The organism is Streptomyces sp. NPDC056160, assembly GCF_042268205.1.
In the GTDB taxonomy this organism is placed as follows: Bacteria; Actinomycetota; Actinomycetes; order Streptomycetales; family Streptomycetaceae; genus Streptomyces.
The window spans coordinates 1-24138 of sequence record NZ_JBHJUW010000079.1; the positions used below are offsets into that span (position 1 = coordinate 1).

22 protein-coding genes are annotated in these 24138 nt (G+C 73.8%); 11 read left to right on the forward strand and 11 right to left on the reverse strand.

All coding sequences use genetic code 11. From position 1 onward, the window contains the following. Positions 1-141 precede the first annotated feature (141 nt). Together ACFC02_RS26075 and ACFC02_RS26080 are read right to left on the reverse strand one after the other, a co-directional pair. Positions 142-2151, reverse strand: coding sequence for an alpha-1,4-glucan--maltose-1-phosphate maltosyltransferase (locus ACFC02_RS26075; RefSeq protein ID WP_376361851.1), 2010 nt, complete (start codon positions 2149-2151; stop codon positions 142-144). A gap of 174 nt (positions 2152-2325) precedes the next feature. Then, positions 2326-2667 carry a DUF5133 domain-containing protein gene (locus ACFC02_RS26080; RefSeq protein ID WP_360979621.1) on the reverse strand — a complete coding sequence of 114 codons (342 nt, stop codon included), beginning with the start codon at positions 2665-2667 and terminating at the stop codon, positions 2326-2328. A 344-nt stretch (positions 2668-3011) separates the two neighbouring features. On the opposite strand from ACFC02_RS26080, the gene ACFC02_RS26085 reads away from it, so the two are divergent. Next, on the forward strand, positions 3012-3524 hold the full coding sequence (locus ACFC02_RS26085; RefSeq protein ID WP_360979624.1) for a pep a2: 513 nt from the start codon (positions 3012-3014) through the stop codon (positions 3522-3524). A gap of 41 nt (positions 3525-3565) precedes the next feature. After that, entirely contained in the window at positions 3566-5677 is a 2112-nt protein-coding gene (gene glgX, locus ACFC02_RS26090; RefSeq protein ID WP_376361854.1) for a glycogen debranching protein GlgX, read from the forward strand. 84 nt (positions 5678-5761) lie between these two features. On the opposite strand, the gene ACFC02_RS26095 is transcribed toward glgX, so the two are convergent. Both ACFC02_RS26095 and ACFC02_RS26100 read right to left on the reverse strand, forming a co-directional pair. Next, positions 5762-6565: a VOC family protein gene (locus tag ACFC02_RS26095; protein ID WP_376361857.1), complete on the reverse strand. Its 804-nt coding sequence runs from the start codon at positions 6563-6565 to the stop codon at positions 5762-5764. Positions 6566-6695: 130 nt separating this feature from the next. Continuing rightward, positions 6696-7487 carry a SigB/SigF/SigG family RNA polymerase sigma factor gene (locus ACFC02_RS26100; RefSeq protein ID WP_360979633.1) on the reverse strand — a complete coding sequence of 264 codons (792 nt, stop codon included), beginning with the start codon at positions 7485-7487 and terminating at the stop codon, positions 6696-6698. A gap of 377 nt (positions 7488-7864) precedes the next feature. Here ACFC02_RS26100 and ACFC02_RS26105 point away from each other — a divergent pair, with 377 nt between their 5' ends. The 4 genes from ACFC02_RS26105 (at position 7865) to ACFC02_RS26120 (ending at position 10913) form a co-directional block, all read left to right on the forward strand. Continuing rightward, entirely contained in the window at positions 7865-8362 is a 498-nt protein-coding gene (locus tag ACFC02_RS26105; protein WP_376361861.1) for a MarR family winged helix-turn-helix transcriptional regulator, read from the forward strand. Next, positions 8359-9366, forward strand: a complete 1008-nt coding sequence (locus ACFC02_RS26110) for an ATP-binding cassette domain-containing protein (protein ID WP_376361864.1) — start codon at positions 8359-8361, stop codon at positions 9364-9366. Before ACFC02_RS26105 ends, ACFC02_RS26110 begins: the two co-directional genes overlap by 4 nt. Continuing rightward, positions 9326-10186, forward strand: coding sequence for an ABC transporter permease (locus tag ACFC02_RS26115; RefSeq protein ID WP_376361867.1), 861 nt, complete (start codon positions 9326-9328; stop codon positions 10184-10186). Before ACFC02_RS26110 ends, ACFC02_RS26115 begins: the two co-directional genes overlap by 41 nt. 196 nt (positions 10187-10382) lie before the next feature. Beyond that, a complete protein-coding gene (locus ACFC02_RS26120; RefSeq protein WP_360979646.1) occupies positions 10383-10913 on the forward strand; it encodes a hypothetical protein in 531 nt (176 codons plus the stop codon). 130 nt (positions 10914-11043) lie between these two features. On the opposite strand, the gene hemC is transcribed toward ACFC02_RS26120, so the two are convergent. Continuing rightward, positions 11044-11979, reverse strand: coding sequence for a hydroxymethylbilane synthase (gene hemC / locus ACFC02_RS26125; protein WP_360979648.1), 936 nt, complete (start codon positions 11977-11979; stop codon positions 11044-11046). Positions 11980-12033: 54 nt separating this feature from the next. Continuing rightward, on the reverse strand, positions 12034-13017 hold the full coding sequence (locus ACFC02_RS26130) for an ATP-dependent DNA ligase (RefSeq protein WP_376361872.1): 984 nt from the start codon (positions 13015-13017) through the stop codon (positions 12034-12036). A gap of 169 nt (positions 13018-13186) precedes the next feature. Between ACFC02_RS26130 and ACFC02_RS26135 the strand changes: the two genes are divergently transcribed. Together ACFC02_RS26135 and ACFC02_RS26140 are read left to right on the forward strand one after the other, a co-directional pair. Continuing rightward, positions 13187-13567 carry a DoxX family protein gene (locus tag ACFC02_RS26135; RefSeq protein ID WP_376361874.1) on the forward strand — a complete coding sequence of 127 codons (381 nt, stop codon included), beginning with the start codon at positions 13187-13189 and terminating at the stop codon, positions 13565-13567. Then, positions 13564-14037 carry a peroxiredoxin gene (locus ACFC02_RS26140; RefSeq protein ID WP_376361877.1) on the forward strand — a complete coding sequence of 158 codons (474 nt, stop codon included), beginning with the start codon at positions 13564-13566 and terminating at the stop codon, positions 14035-14037. The genes ACFC02_RS26135 and ACFC02_RS26140 overlap by 4 nt, the downstream gene beginning before the upstream one ends. 51 nt (positions 14038-14088) lie before the next feature. Here ACFC02_RS26140 and ACFC02_RS26145 read toward each other — a convergent pair whose 3' ends face one another. Continuing rightward, on the reverse strand, positions 14089-14706 hold the full coding sequence (locus tag ACFC02_RS26145) for a DNA polymerase ligase N-terminal domain-containing protein (RefSeq protein WP_376361880.1): 618 nt from the start codon (positions 14704-14706) through the stop codon (positions 14089-14091). Between the two features lie 183 nt (positions 14707-14889). Here ACFC02_RS26145 and ACFC02_RS26150 point away from each other — a divergent pair, with 183 nt between their 5' ends. After that, positions 14890-15186 (forward strand): hypothetical protein, encoded by a 297-nt coding sequence (locus ACFC02_RS26150; protein WP_376361883.1) that lies wholly within the window; start codon positions 14890-14892, stop codon positions 15184-15186. A 25-nt stretch (positions 15187-15211) separates the two neighbouring features. Here ACFC02_RS26150 and ACFC02_RS26155 read toward each other — a convergent pair whose 3' ends face one another. The 3 genes from ACFC02_RS26155 to ACFC02_RS26165 all read right to left on the reverse strand — a co-directional run bounded on the left by ACFC02_RS26155 (position 15212) and on the right by ACFC02_RS26165 (position 18491). Beyond that, a complete protein-coding gene (locus tag ACFC02_RS26155) occupies positions 15212-16723 on the reverse strand; it encodes a metallophosphoesterase family protein (RefSeq protein ID WP_376361886.1) in 1512 nt (503 codons plus the stop codon). A 99-nt stretch (positions 16724-16822) separates the two neighbouring features. Then, positions 16823-17581, reverse strand: coding sequence for a dienelactone hydrolase family protein (locus ACFC02_RS26160; RefSeq protein WP_376361888.1), 759 nt, complete (start codon positions 17579-17581; stop codon positions 16823-16825). A gap of 289 nt (positions 17582-17870) precedes the next feature. Then, positions 17871-18491 (reverse strand): L-threonylcarbamoyladenylate synthase, encoded by a 621-nt coding sequence (locus tag ACFC02_RS26165; RefSeq protein ID WP_376361891.1) that lies wholly within the window; start codon positions 18489-18491, stop codon positions 17871-17873. Between the two features lie 385 nt (positions 18492-18876). Here ACFC02_RS26165 and ACFC02_RS26170 point away from each other — a divergent pair, with 385 nt between their 5' ends. Next, the gene (locus ACFC02_RS26170; RefSeq protein ID WP_376361894.1) at positions 18877-20385 is read left to right on the forward strand and encodes a helix-turn-helix domain-containing protein; all 1509 of its coding nucleotides are present in this window, start codon (positions 18877-18879) and stop codon (positions 20383-20385) included. A 708-nt stretch (positions 20386-21093) separates the two neighbouring features. Next, complete coding sequence (locus tag ACFC02_RS26175; RefSeq protein ID WP_376361934.1) at positions 21094-22359, forward strand: MFS transporter; 1266 nt, start codon at positions 21094-21096, stop codon at positions 22357-22359. A gap of 634 nt (positions 22360-22993) precedes the next feature. On the opposite strand, the gene ACFC02_RS26180 is transcribed toward ACFC02_RS26175, so the two are convergent. Further along, positions 22994-24112, reverse strand: a complete 1119-nt coding sequence (locus ACFC02_RS26180) for a PP2C family protein-serine/threonine phosphatase (protein ID WP_376361937.1) — start codon at positions 24110-24112, stop codon at positions 22994-22996. Positions 24113-24138: the final 26 nt, after the last annotated feature.

Here is a 24138-nt window from a genome sequence, read left to right on the forward strand (position 1 = left end):
TCAGGTCGCCGATGCCGTCACCGTTGCTGTCCTGGAAGGAGCGGACCAGGACCTCGTAGAAGACGGCACGTTTGAACCACTCCGGGTCGCGGTCCCTGGCCGGGGCGTCCTCGAAGATGTCGGGGACGGGCTCGTTGACTGTCATGGCGCGGGAGGCCCTCCGATCTGCGGCGGGGTGGACGGTCGCTGGACATGGAGCACGTGCGCGGGACGGTGTCCGGGGTCGAGTCGCACGTAGTTGGTCCTGCCCCAGTGGTAGGTCTCACCCGTCAGTTCGTCGAGCACGGACGTGGACGCGTGCGGGTCCAGGCCGAGGTGCCGCATGTCCAACGAGACCGTGGCCTCCTGGGTGTGGTGCGGGTCGAGATTGGCGACCACGACGACCGTGTCCTCATCCGTGCTCTTGCTGTAGGCGAGCACGGTGTCGTTGTCGGTCGCGTGGAAGCGCAGGTTGCGCAGGTGGTGGAGCGCCCGGTGGCGGCGGCGGATGTCGTTGAGGCGGGTGATGAGGGGGGCGATGGTGCGGCCCTCGCGTTCGGCGGCTGCCCAGTCGCGGGGTTTGAGCTGGTACTTCTCGGAGTCGAGGTATTCCTCGCCGCCTTCTTCGAGGGGGGTGTTCTCGCAGAGTTCGTAGCCGCTGTAGATGCCCCAGGAGGGGGAGAGGGTGGCGGCGAGGACGGCGCGGACCTCGAAGGCGGGGCGGCCGCCGTGCTGGAGGTAGGCGTGGAGGATGTCGGGGGTGTTGGTGAACAGGTTGGGCCGCATGTAGGCGGCGGCTTCCCCGGTCAGTTCGGTGAGGTAGTCGGTGAGTTCCTGCTTGGTGTTGCGCCAGGTGAAGTAGGTGTAGGACTGCTGGAAGCCGATCTGGGCGAGGGTGTGCATCATCGCGGGGCGGGTGAAGGCCTCGGCGAGGAAGACGACGTCGGGGTCGGTGGTGTTGATCTCGCCGATGACGCGTTCCCAGAAGACGACGGGTTTGGTGTGGGGGTTGTCGACGCGGAAGATGCGTACCCCGTGGTCCATCCAGTGGCGCAGGATGCGGACCGTCTCGGTGACGATGCCGTCCATGTCGGCGTCGAAGGCGACGGGGTAGATGTCCTGGTACTTCTTGGGCGGGTTCTCGGCGTGGGCGATGGTGCCGTCGGGGCGGTGGTGGAACCACTGGGGGTGTTTGCCGACCCAGGGGTGGTCGGGGGAGCACTGGAGGGCGAAGTCGAGGGCGGTCTCCAGGCCGAGGTCGCGGGCGCGGTGTACGAAGTGGTCGAAGTCGTCGAGGGTGCCCAGGCGGGGGTGGAGGGCGTCGTGGCCGCCCTCGGGTGAGCCGATGGCCCAGGGGACGCCGACGTCGTCGGGGGTGGCGGTGAGGGTGTTGTTGCGGCCTTTGCGGTGGGTGGTGCCGATGGGGTGGATCGGGGGGAGGTAGACGACGTCGAAGCCCATGGCGGCGATGGCGGGCAGGCGGCGTTCGGCGGTGCGCAGGGTGCCGTGGGGTTCTTCCGCGGTGCCCTCGGAGCGGGGGAAGAACTCGTACCAGGCGCCGTAGAGGGCGCGCTCGCGTTCGACCTGGAGGGGCAGCGGGTCCGAGGCGGTGACCAGCTCGCGCAGGGGGTGGCGGGCCAGGACCGCGTCCACCTCCGGCGTCAACGCCGCCGCCCACCGGGTCATCACCGGCAGCGCGTCGTCGTTCATCACCCGGACGGCGGCCAGCACGGTGTCCCGCTCGGGCCCCTCGGGCACCCCGGCCGCCGCCCGCGCGTGCAGGTCCGCGCCCTCCTCCAGCACCAGCCCGGCGTCGATCCCGGCCGGAACCTTGATGTGGGCCGTGTGGCGCCAGGTGGCGACGGGATCGCTCCAGGCCTCCACGTGGTAGGCCCAGCGTCCGGTCGCGCCCGGCGTGACCTCGGCGCCCCAGCGGTCGGTGCCGGGCGCCAGCTCGCGCATCGGCGTCCACGGGCCCGGCCGCCCCTGCGGGTCGCGCAGGACCACGTTCGCCGCGACCGCGTCATGGCCCTCGCGGAACACGGTGGCGGTGACCTGGAACGTCTCGCCCACCACCGCCTTGGCCGGTCGCCTGCCGCTCTCCACGGCCGGGCGCACGTCCCGCACGGGGATGCGGCCGATGGCCCGGGTATGACTCGGGGTCGAACTCATGGGTGTCACCTCCACCGTGCTTGAGGCCGGGCTGACGCCCGGCCGGGAACCAGGTACTGCTCGATGCTTCTCGAAGCGGCGCCGCCTCGCGGAACGCTTCCCGCAGCGGTGCCCCCCATGGGGGCTCTCGGAACGGTGTCGCCTCGCGGGACGGCGCGGGGGAGGGCGTGAGCCCTACGTCCCGGCGGGGGAGCGCCGGTCCTTCGCCGTCAGCCGGTCCTCGGCCCGGCGCCGCTCCCCGGCCCCGCGCCGGCCCCGCCGGGCGACGACGCCCACGTGCGGCCGGCCGGCGCCCTGCTCCCGCAGATAGGTGACGAGAGTGGTCCGCAGGTAGCGCTCCGCGGCGTCCGCCGCCTCCCGCGCGCAGCGCTTGCCCATCAGCACGCACAGCGTGTAGCCCGCGTCCTCGAAGGTGGCGCGCACCCGGCGGTCGTCGGGAGACGCGAGCATCGCGCGTTCCCACGACCGGTAGTGCCGCAGATGCCGGGCGACTTCGGCTTTGGCAGGTAGCAGCATGGCGCCGTTCCACCTTTCGGGAGCGCTCGATGGGCACGTTTCCCCGACGATCGGGGCGGTGACCGCGCACGCGAAGGCACGCGGTCCCGTTCACGGCGCTCGAGACTTTCACTCATGGTGCACGTTCAACGACATACCGTCCTGTTGGATCTTCAACCAGCTCACTCTTCCGGATCGCCGCCCGTGCGCCGTCCGTGCACCACCCGCTCGTGTTGCACGAATGGCGTAGTGCCCGCAGTGTGGATCTGACTCAGAGGCAAAACATGCTCACGCTTCGTGCTCGGGGATCCGGCCCGCAAGGGCGGAAAAGGAGCGCGGGCCTCGCCGGTGAGGAGCGAACGACGATGAAGACAGCAGTGCCCTGCTACTACCACCTCGACGTGGAAGTCAGCCCCGAACGGGTCGGACAGGTCAGGCGCATCCTGGCCGCTCACCTCCGGTTCTGGGACCTGGAGGACCTCGTCGACCCCGTGTGCGGCGGCGCCGAGATGCTGCTGAAAGCCATCGACGAGCACGCACGGGACAAGCACACGTCCATCGAGATGTGGTGGACCGGCCAGCACCTCATCACCGCGGTCGGGGAGAACAACCACGACCTGCGCCCCGACCAGGACCTGCGCAGCTGCCTGGCCCGCATCGCGGCGACGAGCGACGGCTGGGGCTGCTGCGCCGCCGAGACCGGCAGCAAGATCATCTGGTTCTCGCAGCGGGCCCGCGCCGGGGTACGTGTCCCGCTGGTCGCGAAGGCCCCGGCCCCGACCCTGCGCGAGGGCCTGAAGCCGCCCCGTGCGCTGCCGGTCGCCGCGCTCGCCTCGCCGCTCAGCCGGCCCGAGGGCGTTCTGGAGGGGGCCCGGTGACCCGGCGCACGAGCCGCGCAAAGAGCGGAAAAGGGGTGCCCGTGTGGAGCGGGTACCCCTACCCACTGGGGGCCGCGTACGACGGAGAGGGCACCAACTTCGCCCTGTTCAGCGAGGTCGCCGACCACGTCGAACTCGTCCTCGTCGACGACGCCGGCGCCCACCGCCGGGTGCCGCTGACCGAGGCCGACGGGTTCGTGTGGCACGGGTACCTGCCCGGTGTCGGACCGGGCCAGCGCTACGGCTACCGGGTGCACGGCCCCTGGCACCCGGCCGCCGGCCACCGCTGCAACCCCAGGAAGCTGCTCCTGGACCCCTACGCCAGGGCGGTGGACGGGCGGATGGACGAGCACCCCTCGCTCTACGAGCGCGCCCCGCACGGCCCCGACCCGGCCGACAGCGCCGGGCACACCCTGCTCGGCGTGGTCACCGACCCGGCCTTCGACTGGGGCGGGGACCGCCCGCCCCGGCGGGCCTACGCCGACACGGTGATCTACGAGGCCCACGTGCGCGGCCTGACCCGCACCCACCCCGACGTCCCGCCGGAACTGCGCGGCACGTACGCCGGGCTGGCGCACCCCGCGATCGTCGAGCACCTGACCTCGCTGGGTGTGACGGCCGTCGAACTGATGCCGGTCCACCAGTTCGTCCACGACGGCGTGCTCCAGGGCCGCGGCCTGTCCAACTACTGGGGCTACAACACGATCGGCTTCTTCGCGCCGCACAACGACTACGCCGCCCACGGCACCCGCGGCCAGCAGGTCGCCGAGTTCAAGGCGATGGTCAAGGCGCTGCACGCGGCCGGCCTCGAAGTGATCCTCGACGTGGTCTACAACCACACCGCCGAGGGCAACCAGAAGGGCCCGACGCTGTCCTTCCGGGGCATCGACAACTCCTCGTACTACCGCCTGGTCGACGGCGACTGGGCGCACTACTACGACACCACGGGCACCGGCAACAGCCTGCTGATGCGCCACCCCTACGTACTCCAGCTGATCATGGACTCGCTGCGGTACTGGGTCACCGAGATGCGCGTCGACGGCTTCCGCTTCGACCTCGCGGCCACCCTGGCACGGCAGTTCCACGAGGTGGACCGGCTCTCCGCGTTCTTCGACCTGATCCAGCAGGACCCGGTGATCAGCAGGGTCAAGCTGATCGCGGAGCCCTGGGACGTCGGCGAGGGCGGTTACCAGGTGGGCAACTTCCCGCCGCTTTGGTCGGAGTGGAACGGACTGTACCGGGACGCCGTACGGGACTTCTGGCGCGGCGAGGAGCACACGCTCGGCGACTTCGCGTCCCGGCTGACCGGCTCCTCGGACCTGTACGCGCACAACAGGCGCCGCCCGCGCGCGAGCGTCAACTTCGTGACCGCGCACGACGGTTTCACGCTGCGCGACCTGGTGTCGTACAACGACAAGCACAACGAGGCCAACGGCGAGGGCAACCGGGACGGCGAGAACACCAACCGGTCCTGGAACTGCGGGGCCGAGGGCGACACCGACGACCCGGCGGTCCTGGAACTGCGGGCGCGTCAGCAACGCAACTTCATCGCCACCCTGCTGCTCTCCCAGGGCATCCCCATGCTCTGCCACGGTGACGAACTCGGCCGCACCCAGGTCGGCAACAACAACGCCTACTGCCAGGACAACGAGGTCTCCTGGATCGACTGGCGGCTGACCCGCGAGCAGCGGGAGCTGGCGGACTTCACCCGGTACGTCATCGGCCTGCGCACCGCCCACCCCGTGCTGCGCCGGCGCCGTTTCTTCCAGGGCGAGACGGCCACCCGTGACGACCAGCCGCTGCCCGACCTGGTGTGGATGCTGCCGGACGGCCGGGAGATGGCCGAGGAGGACTGGCAGCGCTCCGACGCGCACTCCGTCATGGTCTTCCTCAACGGCGACGCCATCGCCGAGCCCGACCCGCAGGGCCGGCCCGTGGTCGACGACTCGTTCCTGCTGCTGCTCAACGGCTACTGGGAACCGGTCGACTTCCGCCTGCCCGGCGGCGCCTACGGCGAGCGCTGGACCACCCTCATCGACACCGCCGAGCCCCAGGGCCCGCCGGACGAGGCCGAGCACAAGGCCTCCGGCGACCTCAGCGTGCAGCCGCGCAGCCTGGTCCTGCTCTCCCGGCCCCCGAGGACGGCCCGCTGACCCACCCGCACACCGCGGCCCCGCCCCTCGCCTCGATCCGTCGCAGAGAGGGGCGGGGCCGCGGTGTGCGACCGGGGGCGGCGGTCAGGCTTCCCTGCGGGACGTCACCGTGAACTGCGCGCCGTCCGGGTCGCGCAGCACGGCCTCCTCGGCGCCCTCGCGCAGGACACTGCCGCCGTGACTCTCCGCGGTCCGGGCACACGCGGCGACGTCGGCGACCCGGAAGTGGATCTGCCAGTGCGGCCGGATGGTGGGGTCGGGCGCCGCCTCCAGGGCTCCCGACTCGATCCGGGCGACGACCTCCCCGTGGCTGCGCAGGACGACCTCGTTCCCCTCGTAGCGGACCTCGCAGCAGCCGGGCCGCTCCGAGGCCCAGTCCAGGACCTCGCCGTAGAAGATCGCCGCGTCGAACGCGTCGCGCGTGTGCAGCCGGATGAAGGCGGGCGCGGCCTTGCGCCACGTCTCCCAGTCGGTGAACAGCTCGCCCTCCCAGATCCCGAAGGTCGCCCCGTCCCGGTCGGCGAGCAGCGCCGCCCGGCCGGGCGGCAGGGAGATCGGGCCGACCGCCGACGTGCCGCCGCGCTCCTGCACCCGGGAGACGGCCCGGTCGGCGCTGGGCACCGCGAAGTACGGGGTCCAGGCCACGGCCATCTGCCACATGGCCGCCACCGCCGCGATCCCCGCGACCGGCGCGCCGTCGGCGAGCGCGATGCGGAAGCGGTCGCCGAGCTTGGCCGAACGCCATTCCCAGCCGAGCACGGCCCGGTAGAAGTCCTCCGTGGCCTCCAGGTCGCGGCTGGTCAGGCTGACCCAGCAGGGCGCGCCGCACACCGTCTGCGTGGAGACGGGGCCGGTCATGGGTCGGGCGGATGTCGTGTCGTGGTTCATGGCACGTCCTGGTCTCGTCGACCGGTGGCCACCGGTCTGTCACCAGTGTCCGACCGGAACCCCCAAGGGCGCCTGCCGAGTACCCTCCGCGTACCGCCGAAACGGCACCGGTGGGTCCCCGGCAGGCCGGTCAGCCGGTCTCGGCGAGCAGCTCCTCACGCAACTGGGCGAAGCACCCGCTCAGCAGCCGCGAGACGTGCATCTGCGAGATGCCGAGCTGCTGGGCGATCCGGCTCTGTGTCATGCCCCCGAAGAACCGCAGGTAGAGGATCATGCGCTCGCGTTCGGGCAGCGCCTCCAGGCAGGGCCGCACGGCCACCCGGTCCACCACGAGGTCGTAGCGCGGGTCGGGCTCACCGAGGCCGTCGCCTAGCGCGTAACCGTCCGTGCCGGGGACCTCCGCCTCCAGCGACAGTGCGGCGAAGCAGTCCAGCGCCTCCATGCCGGTGCGCACGTCGCTCACGCTCAGGTGCGTGTACGCGGCGATCTCCTCGACGGTGGGTGCCCGGCCCGGCGTCGTCTGCGCCAGTTCCTTGGCCGCCCGCCGCACCCGGTTGCGCAGGTCCTGGACCCGGCGCGGCACGTGCAGCGTCCACATGTGGTCGCGGAAGTGCCGCTTTATCTCGCCGGTGACGGTCGGTACCGCGTACGCCTCGAACGCGTAGCCGCGCGCCGGATCGTAGTGGTCGACGGCCTTGACCAGGCCGAGCGCCGCCACCTGGTACAGGTCCTCCAGGGCCTCGCCGCGTCCCCTGAACCGGACCGCGATCCGCTCGGCCATGGGCAGCCACACCTGGACCAGGTCGTCCCGCAGCGCCTTGCGCTCGGCTCCCTCGGGCAGTCCCGCGAGCCGTTCGAACGCCGCCGCGGTGTCGGGCGCGTCGTCGTGCGGGTGGGTCTTCGTTCTGCCGGTGGTACGCATGTGCTGCGCCTCCCTCAGCAGGTGCTGGATGGACGGACACCACGGGAGGCGCGGGGCAACGTCTTGCTCGCAATGCGTCGGGCCCCGGCGCGCCGGCTCCCACGGGCGTGCCTCCGGTCCGAAGCACTGAAATGCGGATTCCCGGGGCCGGCCATTCCGAAACAATTCCTTGAATGCGGTGACGGTAGGCGACCGGGCGATTCTCATTCGTCGCCGAACGGCCGGAGAATTCTATCGGGAGTAAATCTGCGCATTCAACCAACCAGGGGCGTGCTGGGCCGGAAAACAAGAATTCCGCTCCGGTTCCGTGCCCGTCGGCTTTCACCTTGACCGAACCTTGGGGATGCTTACCTCTGTGACAGAGGTAATGTCGGAGCGTGGAAGCAGAACCGGCACCGGCGCCCGAGCGGCAGCCGGCGCCGGAGCCGGACGCCTACGCCGAGGAACTGGCCGACGCCCTCGTCGGGCTCCAGCGGCTGATCCGGCGCCGGCTGCGCGCCGGGCTGACCGTGACCCGGCTGCGCGGCGCCGAGGTCGAGCTGCTGCGCCTGGTCGAGTCCCGCCCCGGTATCGGCGTCACGGAGGCGGCCAAGGAACTGCACCTGGCGGGCAACTCCGTCTCCACGCTGGTCAACCAGCTGGTCCGCGACGGACAGCTGGTCCGGCGGACGGATCCCGCCGACCGCCGGGCCGCCCGCCTGCTGCTGACCGAGGCGGCCGGGGCGCGGCTGAGGGACTGGCGGACGCGCCGCGCCGCCCTGGTCCGCGACCAGCTCGACCGGCTGGAGCAGGGCGACCGGGACGCGCTGCGCGCGGCGATCCCGGCCCTGCGCGGCCTGATGGAGAACCTGCGTGAGGAGGCCGACCGCCCATGACGGACCCGCGCATGACGGACCCGCCCATGACAGACCCGCCCATGACAGACCCGCCCGTGCCCGAGGCCGCCGGAGGGGGTCCGGAGACCGGACCGGTTCCCGAGACCGGACCGGGGCGCGCTTGTGGATCGGGTCCCGAGCTCGCACCGGCCCGCGATGCCGGCCCGCCCCCCGACGCCGTCACCTGCACCGGCCTCGCCTACGCCTTCGGCGGGACGAAGGCCGTCGACGGTCTGGACCTGGCCGTGCGGCAGGGAGAGGTCTTCGGGCTGCTCGGGCCGAACGGCGCCGGCAAGACCACTGCCATCCGCTGCGTCACCACCCTGCTGCCGGTCCCGGCCGGCATGGTCCGCGTCTTCGGGCACGACCCGGCGCGCGACCGGATGGCCGTACGCCGGCTGCTCGGCTACGTCCCCCAGCAGCTGTCCGCCGACGCCGCCCTCACCGGCCGGGAGAACGTCACCCTCTTCGCCCGCGTCTTCGACGTCCCGCGCCGTGAACGCGCCGCACGGGTCGCCCAGGCACTGGCCGCAGTCGACCTCACGCAGGCCGCCGACCGGCTGGCGAAGACCTACTCGGGAGGCATGGTCCGCCGCCTCGAACTGGCCCAGGCCCTGGTCAGCGCGCCCCGCCTGCTGATCCTCGACGAGCCGACCATCGGTCTGGACCCCATCGCCCGTACCGGGGTGTGGGAGCACATCAACGCCGTGCGCGCCGCCACCGGCATGACGGTCCTGGTCACCACGCACTACATGGACGAGGCCGACCAGTACTGCCACCGCGTCGGCCTGATGCACCGCGGCCGGATCCGGGCGCTCGGCACCCCGGCCGAGCTGCGGCACGGGCTCGGCGAGCGGCGCCGCGCCGAGGGCGCCCCGGCCGCGGCCGCGCCGCCCACCCTGGAGGACGTCTTCCGCGACGTGGCCGGCAGCGGCCTCGACGACAGCTCAGGAGATTTCCGCGATGTCCGAAACACCCGCCGCACCGCCCACCGGGTCGGCTGACCCCGCTTTCGCGGACGGCATCGGCCTGCTGGTGCGACCCCCGAGGGCCCGCGCGGGCTGGCGGCTGCTGCCCGCCCGCGTCGCGGCCATGTGCGCGGTGGAGCTCCAGAAACTGCGCCACGACCGCACCGAGCTGTACACCCGCGCCGTCCAGCCCGCCCTGTGGCTGCTGATCTTCGGCCAGACCTTCAGCCGGATCCACGCGATCCCGACCGGCGGCCTGCCCTACCTGGACTTCATGGCGCCCGGCATCATCGCCCAGTCCGCGATGTTCATCGCCATCTTCTACGGCATCCAGATCATCTGGGAGCGCGACGCGGGCGTCCTCAACAAGCTGCTGGTCACGCCCACGCCGCGCTCGGCGCTGGTCACCGGCAAGGCGTTCGCCGCCGGGGTGAAGTCGCTGATCCAGGCCCTCGTGGTCGTCGTCATCGCCGCGCTGCTCGGGGTGGCGATGACCTGGAACCCGCTCCGGCTGCTCGGTGTCGCGGCCGGCGTGGTCCTCGGCTCGGCGTTCTTCTCCTGCCTGTCCATGACCATCGCCGGCATCGTGCTCAACCGCGACCGCCTGATGGGCATCGGACAGGCCATCACCATGCCGCTGTTCTTCGGCTCCAACGCCCTGTACCCGGTGACCGTCATGCCCGGCTGGCTCCAGGTCGTCAGCAAGGTCAACCCGCTCAGCTACCAGGTCGACGCCCTGCGCGGTCTGCTGCTCGGCACCCCCTCGCACCTGGCGCTCGACTTCACCGTCCTCGTGGTGGCCGCCGCGGCCGGCGTCGCCGCCGCCTCCGCCCTCGTCGGCCGGCTGGCCCGGTGACGGGGTACCCCGGCCGGACGTGATGTGCGGCACGCTTGCGGCGGCCGCCGCGAGCGGCCGCCCGGGGATTTCTCCAGCGCACGGCTTGATCACCGATCAAAGCGCGGGAATTCCCTGGCCACGGCGCATTACGTGCATTTGACAGTGCGCTCGGCGCACAGATAGGAAGCAGCTCTTGGTAGTCGAGAGGTGCACCGTGTACGAGCCGAACGTGGTCGGGGACTGGCAGGAGTACGACGAGCATGCCGGCCTGCGCGTCCGCGTCCACCGACTGGAGCTGGCCGAGCCGCCCCGAGGACGTGACGACGCCGCCGACGGACTGACGTACTTCCGCATCCGGGCCACCGTCGAGAACCGCGGCACGGAGCACTTCGGCATCCACCTGGAGGACGGCCAGATCGACGTGCGGATCGGCCCCGACGGGGAGGGCGCGTTCGTCGACTGGCGCAACTCCCAGTTCATCGAGGGCTACGACGTCCACCCGCTGCGCCGGGCCACCGCCGTGCTGTACGCGGCCGGCCCCGAGGAGTTCCTGACCCGGGTCGACGTCCAGGTGCAGCTGCGCGTGGACGACGAGTGGACCGACCGCCGCCTGTGGAGCGGCGGCGTCGACGTGCACGAGGGGCCCGTCGGAGCGGGCGCGTGCTGCCCGGGCGGACAGGGCGGGCTGGCGCACCAGGTCAGCGTCTTCCTGCGCGACCAGGCGGAGCCGGGCGCCGCCGGCTGACCCGGCGGCCCGGCACGCTCCGCGCGCCGGACCCTCGCGGCAGCGCCGGCCCTCTGGGTCAGCGCCGGCCCTCTGGGTCAGCGCCGGCCCTCTGGGTCAGCGCCGGCCCTCGGGGAGCGCCGGCCTCGTGTCAGTGGGGGATGCCGTCGATGATGTCGCGGGCGCCCTGACGCAGCAGGGCCACGGCGACCGAGGTCCCCAGCGTCGCGGCGTCCAGCCGGCCGGCCCACTCGTGGGCGTTCAGCCGGGTCTTGCCGTCCGGGGTGAACACACATGCCCGCAGGGACAGTTCCCCGCTCCGGTCCACCTGCGCGTACCCCGCGATCGGGCTGTTGCAGTGGCCCTGCAACACGTGCAGGAACATGCGTTCGGCGCTCGCCGCGCGGTGGGTGTCGCCGTCGCCGAGCCCGCTGACCGCCCCGATCAGCTCGTCGTCGTCCTCGCGGCACTGCAGGGCGAGGATGCCCGCGCCGATCGGCGGCATCATCGCGTCCGCGGACAGCACCTCGCTGACGACGTCCTGCCGTCCGATGCGCTCCAGCCCCGACGCGGCCAGCAGCAGCGCGTCCGCCTCACCGGCCGCCAGCTTCTCCAGCCGCCGGTTGGCGTTGCCGCGGAACGGCACGCAGGTCAGGTGCGGGTGGGACGCGGCCAGCTGCGCGATCCGGCGCACCGCCGACGTGCCGATCCTGGTGCCGGGCGGCAGCTCGTCCAGGGTGAGCCCGCCGGGGTGCACGAGGGCGTCGCGGATGTCGTCCCGCTTCAGGAACGCGGCGAACGTGGTGCCGGCCGGCAGCGGCCGGTCCGCGGGCACGTCCTTCAGGCAGTGCACCGCGAGGTCCGCCGCACCGGCCAGCAGGGCGGCGTCGACCTCCTTGGTGAACGCCCCCTTGCCCTCGACCTTCGCCAGCTCGCCCAGCCACTTGTCACCGGTGGTCTTCACCGGCACCACCTCGGTGCGCACACCGGGGTGCAGGACGGCCAACTCGGCGCGGACACGCTCCACCTGAGCGAGCGCCATGGGCGAGTCGCGGGAGACGATACGGATCAGTTCGGGCACGGACATGCGGGACACGATAGACCTTCCGTACGCCCTGAGGACCCGGGCCCCGCGCGCGCCTCACGGCCGCGTGGCGTCCGGCAGGTCGGCCGCCGCGTCCTCGGGGGCGAGATCGGGGCGCAGCCGCAGCCAGGACGGCTGGCGCAGCATGCCCGCCCGGGTACGGACGCTGTAGCGCACCTCGCCGACCAGCCGGGGCAGGACCCAGCGCGCCTCCCGTGCGGCCGGGACGGGTTCGAACGGGCACACCTCCGTGGCCAGCGCGGCGAGCAGTCCGGCCAGCTCCGTCCGCTCGGCTTCGCTCCAGCCGGTGCCCACGCTGCCCACGTACCGCAGCCTCCCGCCGCCGCGCTGGCCCACCAGCACGGCGCCCGGCAGACCGGTGAGCCGCCCCTTGCCGGGCAGCCAGCCGCCCACCAGCACGTCCTCGGTGCGCATGTTGCGGATCTTGATCCAGGCGCGCGAGCGCACCCCCGGCTCGTACACCGAGTCCAGTCGCTTGCAGACCAGCCCCTCCAGCCCGTGCTCCCGGGTGGCGGCCAGGGCGCGGGCACCGTGGCCGACCACGGCGGCGGGCGTGGACCAGTACGGGCCGTGCAGGTCCAGCGCCTCCAGCCGCTCCCGGCGCCGGACATAGGGCAGGGCGAGCAACGAGTCGGGGCCCAGGTGCAGTACGTCGAAGAGCACGAGGTGGACGGGGACCCGCGCCGCCCGGCGCGCGGCCACGGCGGGGGCGTGGGCCAGCCCCATCCGGCCCTGGAGCAGCTGGAAGCTCGCGCGGCCCTCCTCGTCCAGCGCCAGCACCTCCCCGTCCAGCACGGCGGGCGTGGCGCCCAGGGCCCGGCCGAGCGGAGCCAGTTCGGGGTAGGCGGCCGTGATGTCCTCACCGGATCTGGCCCGCAGCAGCACCGACCCGTCGCCCGGCAGGTACGCCACGGCCCGCTGGCCGTCCTGTTTCGTCTCGTACGCCCAGCGCGCGTCCTGCGCGGCGGGCGGCAGGGTGCCGGGCGTGGCCAGCATGGGGGCGATCAGTGGCAGGGTCACGGCTGAGGTGTCGACGGCCGGGCCGTGCCGCACGCCCCCTGCGCGCCGCTTTCCCCTGTTCGGGCGCTGTTTCCACCGGCCGGGCGCGCTCTCCCCGCCGTAGCTACTCTCCAGTAGGATCGCGCCGCAGGTCTGCCGCGGATCTGCGCAGGTCCTTGAAGGAGGAACCGTGTCCCGGTCCGAACGCTCCCCCCTGCTGCTGGCCGGCCTGCTGGCCACCGCGGGTGCCGCCCACTTCGCCTCTCCCCGGCAGTTCGACGCGATCGTCCCGCGCACCCTGCCCGGCACCCCCCGCGCCTGGACGTACGCCAGCGGAGTCGCCGAACTCACGCTGGCCGCGGGCCTCGCCGCGCCCCGGACCCGGAAGGCCGCCGCGCTGGCCGCGGCCGCCTTCTTCGTCGGCGTCTTCCCCGCCAACGTGAAGATGGCGGTGGACCGGCGCCACCGGCCCGCCCGGCAGCAGGCCGCGGCCTTCGGGCGGCTGCCCCTGCAAGTCCCGCTCGTCCTGTGGGCCCGTGGCGTCGCCAGGGGTGCGGAGCGCGCCGCATGACCGGGCGCGGCGCGGTGCGGGAGGGCGACACCGTCGAGGACTTCGCCCTGCCCGACGAGACCGGGACCCCGAGGACCCTGTCCGCGCTGCTCGCCGACGGACCGGTGGTGCTGTTCTTCTACCCGGCCGCGCTGACCCGCGGGTGCACCGCTCAGGCCTGTCACTTCCGGGATCTCGCCGCGGAGTTCGCCGAGGCCGGCGCGCGGCCCGTAGGCGTCAGCGGGGACCCGGTCGAGCGCCAGCGGGAGTTCACCGGACGGCACGGCCTCGGCATGCCCCTGCTGTCCGACCCCGACGGCACCGTCCGCGAACGGTTCGGCGTGCGACGCGGCCTGGCCCTTGCCCCGACCAGACGGGTGACCTTCGTCATCGCACAGGACCGCACCGTCCTTGCGGTCGTCCGCAGCGAACTGCGCGTGAACACCCACGCCGATCGCGCCCTGGCCGCCCTGCGCGCCCACCGCCCCTGAGCCGGCCACGCGGCGGGCGCGGGACCCGGCGGCCGACGCGGCCGGCCCCGCTCACTCCTCGCCGCCCTCCGCGGCGACCTGCGCCAGGGTGCGGCCCGTGCGCACCGAGCGGGCCCGGCGCGGATCGGGGGTGCCGTGCCCGTCCCGGGCGCGTCCCTCGGCCTTCTTCACCAGCAGCCAGGCCTCCTCCTCGCCGGCGTCCCGGCCGTCCCGGAAGCGGGTGAGGGCGTACTCGCCGTGCAGCTTGGCACCGTGCAGCCGGAACGTCGCGTGCCCGCGCTCCAGCGACTCGGCGAAGTCCACGGGCCGCCCCCGCCGGTCGTGGCTCAGCGGCTCGTACGTGCCCCGGTCCCAGACGATCACGGTGCCGCCGCCGTACTCGCCCTTCGGGATCACGCCCTCGAAGTGCTCGTACTCCAGCGGATGGTCCTCCGTGGGCACCGCGAGCCGTTTGTCGTGCGGGTCGCCGGAGGGGCCCTTGGGGACCGACCAGGACTTCAGCACGTCGTCCACCTGCAGCCGGAAGTCGAAGTGCATCCGGCGGGCGTCGTGGATCTGCACCACGAACCGGGGACCGGACCCGGCACCGTCCGGCCGGCCCGACGGCTCCCGGGTCCGCCCGAAGTCGCGCTTGCCGCGATACTCCCGCAGCCGCTCGTCCGTACCCACCTGGGACCTCCTCGCCCTCGCCCGGACCGTCCGCCCGCGCCCACCGGCGCCGGGTACCCCCGCCGGAGCGGCCCTAGCACGGCAGGGCCCGCCTGCGGCGTTGCGGAACGCCGGACCAGGGAGTTCACGGCGCGAGGCCCTGCCGCCGTCCGCCGCGAAGCCCGTCACGAGCTCCCCCAGGACGTGACGGGCGAGCTGTGGGGCATCGGAGCGGATGACGGGCCCTCCCGGAGACGTACCTCGATCAGGCCGTACGGCGCCGAGTGCCCGGTCCGGTTCCGCTGGGAGCCGGGCAGCGTGGCCTTCTGCGGCAACCTGGCCACCGTCCACCTGGTGCCCGGCGACAACGCCCGCCTCGGCTCCCCGCGGATCACGCACCGGGTGATGCGGAGCGGCGACGTGCCGGTGGAGGCGGACGGCCGCCCCTGCGAACCGCTCACCGGCAGCGCACCGGACGCTGGTGAGGCGGGCCGCCGGTGACGCATGTCCCGCCGGCAGGGGCCGCTCAGACGGCGGCGGTCAGCGGGATGACCACCTCGTCCTCGACCGGCGGGTCGACCTCCTGCGCGCGGTTGCCGGTCGCCGCGAAGCAGCGCAGCCGGACCTCCTCGGGGGTGACGTCCAGTCGCAGGAACGACTTGAAGAACGGCGGGCTGTAGGTGACCGAGCCCGGCGAGAACAACCGGGTGTAGATCTTGCGCACCGGCAGGCGGAGGCGGGCACGGCGGTCCGGGCGGCGGCCGGCGCCCAGCAGGCTCGCGACCAGGCGGACCCGCCGGGTGACCCGGACCGGGCCGCCCGGCGCGCGGGTGGGCGGCATGCCCAGCCGTTCGGCTATCACGGCCATCCCCTGGGCCTCGGTGAGCGTGAAGAAGCGGCGCAGCCGCAGCCGCCGGCCGTAGAGGGCGCTGTAGAACGCCAGGGAGTCGCCGCGCAGCGGATAGCACCGGAAGTCGGACTCGGTGACACCGGCGACCGACACCCGCGCGATGGTGTGCGTGGCGTGCATGAACGCGCCGCCGCCACCGGAGACGACGTACTGGACGGTGCGGCCGTCCACGTCCACCGGATAGCGCTGGTAGTTGTGGATGTCGCCGCCGATCGCCGCCACGTAGTGGTGGGCCGGGTCGCGCACGATGTCGTCGACGGTGCCGCCGCCCTCGATGGCGCAGGGATGGTGCTCGCCGTCCACGTACAGCGGCGAACCGGTGACGAGGATCTTCGGGCGGGGCCCCTGGGACACCTCCCGCAGCCAGGCGCCCTGCTCCGCGTCGAGGGTGCCGAGCAGACCCGTGTCGATGCCGACGATCCGCACCGGACCGGCGTCGATCGCCCAGTACGGGCCCGGCTGGACGGCCTGCTGGCCCGGCGCGGAGCGCAACTCGCGCGCCTCGGCGAGCCGTTGTTCGTCCGCCGGGCGGGGCCGGTGCCACAGCAGCGCCCGCCACCAGGCACGGCCCGCCGGACGGGGACGGGGCGCCGGCGGCAGCGGCGGGGCGTCGTCGCAGAAGACGCGCATGAAACCGCCGAGGTCCTCGTACCAGTCGTGATTGCCGGGTATCGCGTAGATGGGCGCCGGATAGTCGCGGTACGGCTGGAAGAACTTCCCTCCGTAGTCGTCCGTGCGGCCGACCGGGTAGATCACGTCACTGGCGAGCACGGCGAACGACGTGCCCTCAGAGGCCTTGAGGAAACCCGGCACGACGGCGTACTGCGACTCGCCGCCCTCGCCGGTGTCCCCGATGACCATGAAGGAGAATCGGTCCGCCTCCGTGCGCCGGATCACCTTGTCCGCCGGGGCGCCGGCGGCCGCCCGCTGCGCGACCCAGCGGGAACGGGTCTGCCCCGTGGGGTCCCCGAACCAGGAAGCGGCCACGCCGTTGCGCGCGGCCCACAGGGTCCGGGGGTTCAGCCACGACAGTTTCTCGACCCGGCCGGGCATCAGCCGGCCGTAGGTGCCGCGTTCGGCGTCGGTCCAGCCGGCGCCTTCGACGGTATCGCGTGAGGAGTCAGACACGCGGTGCACCGTAACAACCCGGTGCACCGCGCACGGCAGGCGGGTACGGGTCCTTCCTGTCAATCGACCGGCCGTACAGGCGAACTGACTGCCCGTCGGTCACCCGAAGGTGCGCCCCAGCAGGTCGAGCAGGGCCGTCCAGTGCCGTTCGTCCGCCTTCGCGTCGTAGGCGTCGGTGTCGGCCTGCGTGAAGCCGTGCGAGGCACCCGGGTAGACCTCGCAGCGGTGCCGGAGGCCCGCCTCGGTGAGCGCGTTCTCCAGGCGCTCCATCTGCTCGGGCGGCATCGAGGGATCGTTGTCCGCGTGCCCGAAGTACAGCTCCGCCGTGATGTCCGCGGCGGCCAGGTGCGGGCTGTCGGAGGTGTCGGTGGCCAGTCCGCCGCCGTGGAACCCGGCGACCGCCGCGACCCGGTCCGGGTACGCGCCCGCGGTCAGCAGGGCCAGCCGGGCGCCCATGCAGTAGCCCGTCACGGCCACCGGCCCGTCGGCCGCCAGCGGGTGGTCGGCGAGCAGCCGGAGGTACGCACCCGCGTCACGCCGCGTCAGTTCCGGCGTCAGGGACTGCATGAGCGGAATGAACCGGCCGAAGATCTCCGGGCGCTGGGACAGGTCGATGAACTCCGGCAACTCCACGACCGGCGCCCGCCCGTGACGGTAGAACACGTTGGGCACCAGCACCGTGTGACCGGCCGCGGCGATCCGGTCGGCCATGCCCTCGACATGAGGACGCGGGCCGAACGCGTCCGGGTAGAACAGGACGGCCGGATGGGGGAGCCCGTCCCCGGGGTGGGTCAGATAGGCGTCTGCCGTGCCGTCCTCGGTGGGGATCTCGACGGCCTGTCCCTGTACGGAGGTCATGGGGAGCTGCCTTCCTACGCGCTCGCCGGCGAGGGCGTCACCGGCCATGGGGGGTGCCCGCGGCGCCCTGCCCGAACGGAGCCGGGGGGCCGGCCGGGCGTCCGGAGCCGGGAGGCGGGGCGGGCGGATCATGGTCATGGTGACACGCCCCGTCCGCGTCCGCGCCGACGGCCCCGCCCACGCGGGAGCGGGTCTCACCCGGACCGGGACTCACCGGGGGAGGACTCGCTCGGACCGGGACTCGGCGGATCGAGGGCTCAGTGGATCGAGGGCTCGCTCGGACCGGGACTCACTCGAACCGTGATGTGTCCCCGGCCCCCCGCCGGACGATCTCGGCCTCCCCGCCGGAGAAGTCGACGACGGTGGTCGGCTCGGTGCCGCAGTCGCCCGAGTCGACCACCGCGTCCAGCACGTGGTCGAGCCGGTCCTTGATCTCCCAGCCCTGCGTCATCGGCTCGTCCTCGTCGGGCAGCAGCAGGGTGCTGGAGAGCAGCGGCTCGCCCAGCTCCGCCACCAGGGCCCGGGTGACCGCGTGGTCGGGGATGCGCACCCCGACGGTCTTCTTCTTCGGGTGCTGCAGCATGCGCGGCACCTCACGTGTCGCGGGCAGGATGAAGGTGTAACTGCCGGGTGTGGCCGCCTTGATCGAGCGGAACACGTCGTTGTCGATCCGTACGAACTGGCCGAGCTGCGCGAAGTCCTGGCACACCAGCGTGAAGTGGTGCCGGTTGTCCAGGCGGCGGATCGCCCGGATCCGGTCGACGCCGTCGCGGCTGCCCAGGCGGCAGCCCAGGGCGTAGCAGGAGTCGGTCGGATACGCGATCAACGCGTCCTCGCGCAGGTCGTCGGCGACCTGTCGGATCGCGCGCGGCTGGGGGTTGTCCGGGTGCACGTCGAAGTACTTCGCCATCCGCCGAGCTTATGCCGTCCACCAGGACCGCGCCGTACAGGTGCCGTGGGGGAGCGACGGCGGCCCTGCGGACCGTCCCGGGGCGGCCCGTGAATCCGGCGAGTTTCGTGGGCGTACTCGGCGAAAGGCGGGGAACCAGAGCTGTACACCGCTCGGGAGCTGTCCCCCCGGCCCCGGGCGCGCGGCTTCGCCGGTCGCTCACCTCCCCCCCCCGTGACCCACCGGCGAAGCCGCCCCCTCCCGTCCGCCCCCTACCGTCCGGGCTCTGTCGTGCGCTCCCGTACGCGGCGGCCTTTCACAGGACGGCGACAGTGGTCGCTGGTAGCGTCCCGGACCAAGAACGCCGAGGTCAGTGCGGTGTACGAAGCGGGAGGAGAGCGCCGACATGGCCGGCCGACAGGACGGGGCCGTCCCGGCGGACGGCCGGGACAGCGGGCACGCGACGTGGGCCGAGGAACTCCTCGACCAGCTGCGGCCGACCGGGCGCGACGTGCGCAAGGTGGTGGCCTGGCTCGCCGCCGCCGCCCACGGGACGGTCTGCCTCCTGGACGGCGCGGGCACCCTCCTCGCCGGAGCCCCGGTGCCCCTTGCCGCCGACGTGCTCGCGGACGTCCTCGCGGGCCGGTTCGCCTCGGCGGCGCTCCAGGACGCGGGGCGCCACGTGCGCGCCGTGCGCGTGGGACGCCCGCAGGAACCCGCGGCCGGTGTGCTCGCCGTGTCCCGGGCCGCCCCCTTCGACCGGCGGACCGCGGAGATGCTCACCCGCACCGCAGGCGTGGTCGAACTGCTGCTGCGGGCCGACGAGACCAGCGAGGCCGGACGCCGCCTCGAACAGGCCACGTCCGCCCTGCGCCTGGCCATCCTGCAACTGCTGATGGTGGAGGACATCGTCTCCGCCCGCCGGGTGGCGGCGGGGTTGTGGCCCGGCCTGCTCGACACCGACACCGCGCACGTCTACGTCCTGGAGGCCCACCGCGACGAGCGCGAGCGGCTGACCGCCGAGTGCCTGGACGCGACCGGCGGGCAGGCCCTGGTCGTCCGCTGCCCGGCGGTGGACGGCCACGTCATCGTCATCGCCCCCGCCGAGGCCACCGGCCCGCAGCTGCGCGCGCTCGCCGGAGCACGCCCGCGGACCTTCCTCGGCGGCAGCGTCCGGCACAGCCTCGCCCGGACGGCCACGGCCTACGGACAGGCGATCAGCGCCCTCGCGCTCGCCCGCTTCCGCCCGGACGGTACGGCCGTGTACGCCGAGCGCACCCACCCCGAGCGCCTGATGGACCACGAGGCGCTGCGCGCCTGGTCGGGACGGCTGCTGCGCCCCCTGGACGCCCTCGCCCACCACACCCGCGCCGAACTGGTCGCCACCACCCGGCTGGGCCTGGAGTTCACCGCGGTCAGCGCGGCGCGGATCCTCGGGGTGAGCCGCAACACCGTCCGCGCCCGGATGGAACGCGTGGAGGGACTGCTCGGCGCGGACTTCTCACTGCTGACCGTCCGGGCCGCCGTCCACCTCGCCCTGAACACGCAGGCGGGTATCGCCCCCGAACCGGCCGCCGGCCCGGTGGCGGGCGCCCACCGGGCCGGCTTCGGCGAGCTGCTGACCGGACCGGCGCTGCGCACCTGGGCGCGGGAACTCCTCGGGCGCCTGGCGGCGGACACCCGGGACCTGCGCGGCACGCTGCGCGCCTGGACGGCCGCCGGAGGCAACGCCGAGCGGGCCGCCCAGCTGCTCGGCGTGCACGCGCAGACCGTGCGCGAACACGTGCGCGGTGTGGAGCCGGTCCTCGAACGGCAGCTCCTGGCCGTCGGCAGCGACCTCTACGAGGTCGTCCTGGCCCAGATGGCGGCGGGCGACCTCGACCCGCCGTCCCTCGACGGGCCCGCCCGCGGCTGAACTCAGGCGGTATTCGGGCGGAGCCGACGCCGGGCAAGGGCTTGATCCGGGCGGGACCGACCCCGGACGGTGCTCGATCCGGGCTGAGCCGACCCCGGACGGGGCTTTATCCGAGGGGCCGGGGAGGCTCAACAGGGGCATTACGGACTCACCTGTGCACGGGTGAGTCCTCCGGTTGCCCGAAAGGGCACCGACGCGGTTTTGACGCCCGTAAGCGCCACGTAAGTTCAACGGGCCGCGGGGTTACGCGGGGACCGCGTGCGCGGGCGGACCGGAACGGGGGACCGGTCCGGTCGGCGCACGGTACGGGCCCCGCGCCCCCGGCTTCCTGTGAGGAACACCACCGCGCCCGCAACCGGGCGGCTCCGGAGCCGAGTTGGACTCCCTCGCGGACCGCGCGGGCCGTCGCCCGCACCGACTGTGCCGTCCCGTCTGTGATGATGGGCAGCCGCTGTGCCCGACCACGTCTCACCGTCGAGCCGCCCCCGGCGGCACAGCACGGCAAGTCGTCCGGTCTCTCACGCAAAGCGTCCTTCCGTGGCTTCATCCCCCTCTGCTTCATCCCCCTCTGCTTCCTCCCCCTCTGCTTCCTCACCCGTGCCCGCGACCGCTGCCCGCCGAGTGGCCCTGCCCTCCCCCCGCCGGCCGGCGCGCCGCCCGGCCGGGGGAGAGGACCGTGCCCCCTGGCGGGCCCTGCGCCACCACAGCATGCGCTGGTGGTCGGCGGCCAACCTGGTGTCCAATGCGGGCACCTGGATGCAGCTGACCGCCCAGAACCTCCTGGTCCTGCACCTCACCGGCTCCGCCGCCGCGACCGGCCTGTCCCTGTCCGCGCAGGCCGCGCCCGGTCTCCTGCTCGGACTCGTCGGCGGCGCGGCGGTCGACGCCTGGCCGCGGCGGCTCACCGCGTCGCTGAGTCAGGCCCTGCTCGCCGTGGTCGGCTTCGTGACCGCCGCGCTCGTCCTCACCGATCAGCTGACCGTGCCCGTCCTGATGGTGCTCGCCGCCGTCACCGGGCTGATCGCCACCGTCGACGCGCCCGCCTGTGCCCTGCTCGGCAACGACCTCGTCCCCCCGAAGGACGTGCCGTCGTCCATCGCGCTGGGCTCGGTGGTGAGCGGCGCGGGCCGGGTGGGGGGCACCGCTCTGGCCGGGGTGGTGGTCAGCTGGTGGGGGCCCGGAGCCGCGTACGCCGCCAACGGCATCTCCTTCCTCGCCGTCGCCGCGGTGATCCCCTTCCTGCGCCCCCACCCCGAAGCCGGGCAGGAGGCGCCCGCCGTACCGGCCGCACCGGCCTCGCCGCGGCGGCCCGCCGCCCCGGCACCGGCCCGGCGGGGCACCGGCGCCCGCGAGGGACTCGGCTTCTTCCTGCGCCGTCCGCGGCTCGTCGCCCTGGCCGCAATCACCGCGATCAGCAGCGTCTTCGGCCGTAACTACGGACTGACCCTCGCGGTGCTGGTGACCGGTCCGCTGGGCGGGGCCGCCGGGGCGTTCGGCACGGTCTCCACCGTCCTGGCCGTCGGCGGCGTCGCCGGTGCGGTGCTGGCCGGACGCCTGCGCAGCCCCTCCGTCCGCCTGGTCGGCGCCCTCGCGGCGGCCGGCGCGGTGCTGCAGATCGCCGCCGGTCTCTCTCCGGCCCTGTGGATCCTGCTGCTGCTCGTCGCCCCGATGGCCGTGGTGGAGTCGGTCTCCGACACGGCCGGTACGACGGTCCTGCAGACCGATCCGCCGCCGCACATGCGGGGGCGCGTCCTCGGCGTGTGGCGCACCGCGAGCACGGGCTGGAGCCTGGTCGGCCCGCCGCTGCTCGGGCTGCTGATGCAGACCGTGGGCGCGAGGGGCGCGCTGGTGATCGGCGGCGTCCTCATCGCCGGGACCATAGGCGCCGGCACCGTCCTGCGCGAGCGCTGCCGGCGCCCCGCGCTCGGCCTCGGAACACGACCCGCCCCTGAGCCCGCGCTCGCCCCCGCGTAAGCATCCGAGGCCCCGCTCGCCCCCGCATAAGCATCCGAGGCCGTGCTCGCCCCCGCGTCGGCGTCCGAGCCCGCACCGGGGCCCGATTTCGCGCCCGCCCTCGCGCCGGCGCTTGCGCCTGAGCCCGCGGTCGTTCTCGGGAAAGCGCCGGTGCCCGAGTCCGCGCTCGCCCGTGGGGCAGCGCTTGCGCCTGAGCCCCCGCTCGCCCCCGCGCCGGCGTCCGAGACCGCGCTCGCCCCCGCACCGGCTTCCGGGTTCGCACCGGCTTCCGGGGCCGCTCCCGCCCCTGCGCCGCCGCTTGCGCCTGAGTTCGCGCTCGTCTTCGGGGCAGCGCCGGCGCCGGAGTCCGTCCTCGTCCCCGCGTCGGCCTCGGTGCCACCGTCCGCGCCCGCGCCGCCGCCGGTCGTACGGGTCGCGCCCGGAGCGCCCGTCCACCTGGTCCTGCCGTCGCCGCAGCGGGTTCCCGCCCGGTGCGGCGCCCCCGGCTGCACGGCCGGCGGCCACGACGGCCCCTGCACCGCCGGGTGCGTTCGAGAAGCCTGAGCAGTACGACGGCACGACGGCACCGCGGCCCAGCCGCGACGGAAGACCGCCTGCCCCGGCCTCCCCGTCCGCCCCGTCGACCCCGCCCGCCTCACTCCGCCTCCCTCACCTCCGGCGGGCACGGGGTGAGGACGAGCATCGTCACGTCGTCGCGGATCGTTCCGCAGTGCGCGAGGAGATCGGCCAGCACGTGGTCGGCGAGGACGGCCGGCTCGTGGTCGGCGAGCCGGGGCAGCCGGTCGAGGAGCGGGTAGAACGTGCCGTCGGCGTTCCTGGCCTCGGTGACCCCGTCCGAGGCCAGGAACAGCACGTCTCCCGGCCGTAGCCGCTCGACGTGGCCGTCCTGCGGCGGGAGCCCGTCGGAGAGGCCGAGGCCGAGGGGCGTCCACGGGGTCACGGCGATCTCCCTCGCGGTCCCGTCCCGCAACAGGATCGGGGGCGGGTGCCCGCACGTCATCAGCCGCACCGACCGGGCGTCGCGGGCGAACTCCAGCAGGACGGCCGTCGCGAACAGCTCCGCGTGCCGCACCTCGGCCGAGTCCACCACCAGCCGGCGGTCCAGCGCCGCCACGATCTCCGCCAGGCCCGGCCGGTCCAGCACCGCCTCCCGGAAACTGCCCAGCAGCGCGGCGACCGTGGACACCGCGGCCAGCCCGTGGCCCTGCACATCGCCCATGACCGCCCGCACGCCCCGGGGCCCGCGGCGGACGTCGAAGAAGTCCCCGCCGACCAGCGTGCCGCGCTGCGCGGCCCGGTACAGCCCCGCGCAGCACACCGGCCCGACCTGCTCGGGCAGCGGCGGGACCACCGCCCGCTGCGCCGCCTCGGCGACGGTGCGCTCCAGGTCGAGCTGCGCGTCGCGACGGCTGCGCACGTACGACAGGAGGACGCTCAGGACGGCGACGAAGCACACCGTCTCCAGGTCGGTGTTGCCCGGGTGGTCCAGTTGGAAGGCCGGCACGCTCAGCAGGGCCACCACCGCGCCGCCGAGCAGCGCGGTGGTCAGCGGCCCGTACGACAGCACGGCGAGCGGCGGGATGGCGCCCAGCAGGAACCCGATGTCGAGCGGGTTCGGGCTCAGCAGGGTCGCCACGCAGACGGCGGCGGCCAGCGCGATCGGCAGGACGCGCACCCAGCGCGGCGGCGGGGCACCCCGCAGCCAGCCACGCCGGTGCGGGTCCCGGCGCGATACCGGGGCAAGCGTCTTCACCACACCACCACGCTGCTACGCCGCCC

Coding starts and splice junctions, on each gene's coding strand:
- ACFC02_RS26100 (WP_360979633.1), bottom strand. CDS start 7,487: ATGCGTACCACCGGCAGAACGAAGACCCACCCGCACGACGACGCGCCC.
- ACFC02_RS26080 (WP_360979621.1), bottom strand. CDS start 2,667: ATGCTGCTACCTGCCAAAGCCGAAGTCGCCCGGCATCTGCGGCACTAC.
- ACFC02_RS26175 (WP_376361934.1), top strand. CDS start 21,094: ATGCGCTGGTGGTCGGCGGCCAACCTGGTGTCCAATGCGGGCACCTGG.
- ACFC02_RS26085 (WP_360979624.1), top strand. CDS start 3,012: ATGAAGACAGCAGTGCCCTGCTACTACCACCTCGACGTGGAAGTCAGC.
- ACFC02_RS26170 (WP_376361894.1), top strand. CDS start 18,877: ATGGCCGGCCGACAGGACGGGGCCGTCCCGGCGGACGGCCGGGACAGC.
- ACFC02_RS26075 (WP_376361851.1), bottom strand. CDS start 2,151: ATGAGTTCGACCCCGAGTCATACCCGGGCCATCGGCCGCATCCCCGTG.
- ACFC02_RS26095 (WP_376361857.1), bottom strand. CDS start 6,565: ATGAACCACGACACGACATCCGCCCGACCCATGACCGGCCCCGTCTCC.
- hemC (WP_360979648.1), bottom strand. CDS start 11,979: ATGTCCGTGCCCGAACTGATCCGTATCGTCTCCCGCGACTCGCCCATG.
- ACFC02_RS26110 (WP_376361864.1), top strand. CDS start 8,359: ATGACGGACCCGCGCATGACGGACCCGCCCATGACAGACCCGCCCATG.
- ACFC02_RS26115 (WP_376361867.1), top strand. CDS start 9,326: ATGTCCGAAACACCCGCCGCACCGCCCACCGGGTCGGCTGACCCCGCT.
- ACFC02_RS26140 (WP_376361877.1), top strand. CDS start 13,564: ATGACCGGGCGCGGCGCGGTGCGGGAGGGCGACACCGTCGAGGACTTC.
- ACFC02_RS26160 (WP_376361888.1), bottom strand. CDS start 17,581: ATGACCTCCGTACAGGGACAGGCCGTCGAGATCCCCACCGAGGACGGC.
- ACFC02_RS26165 (WP_376361891.1), bottom strand. CDS start 18,491: ATGGCGAAGTACTTCGACGTGCACCCGGACAACCCCCAGCCGCGCGCG.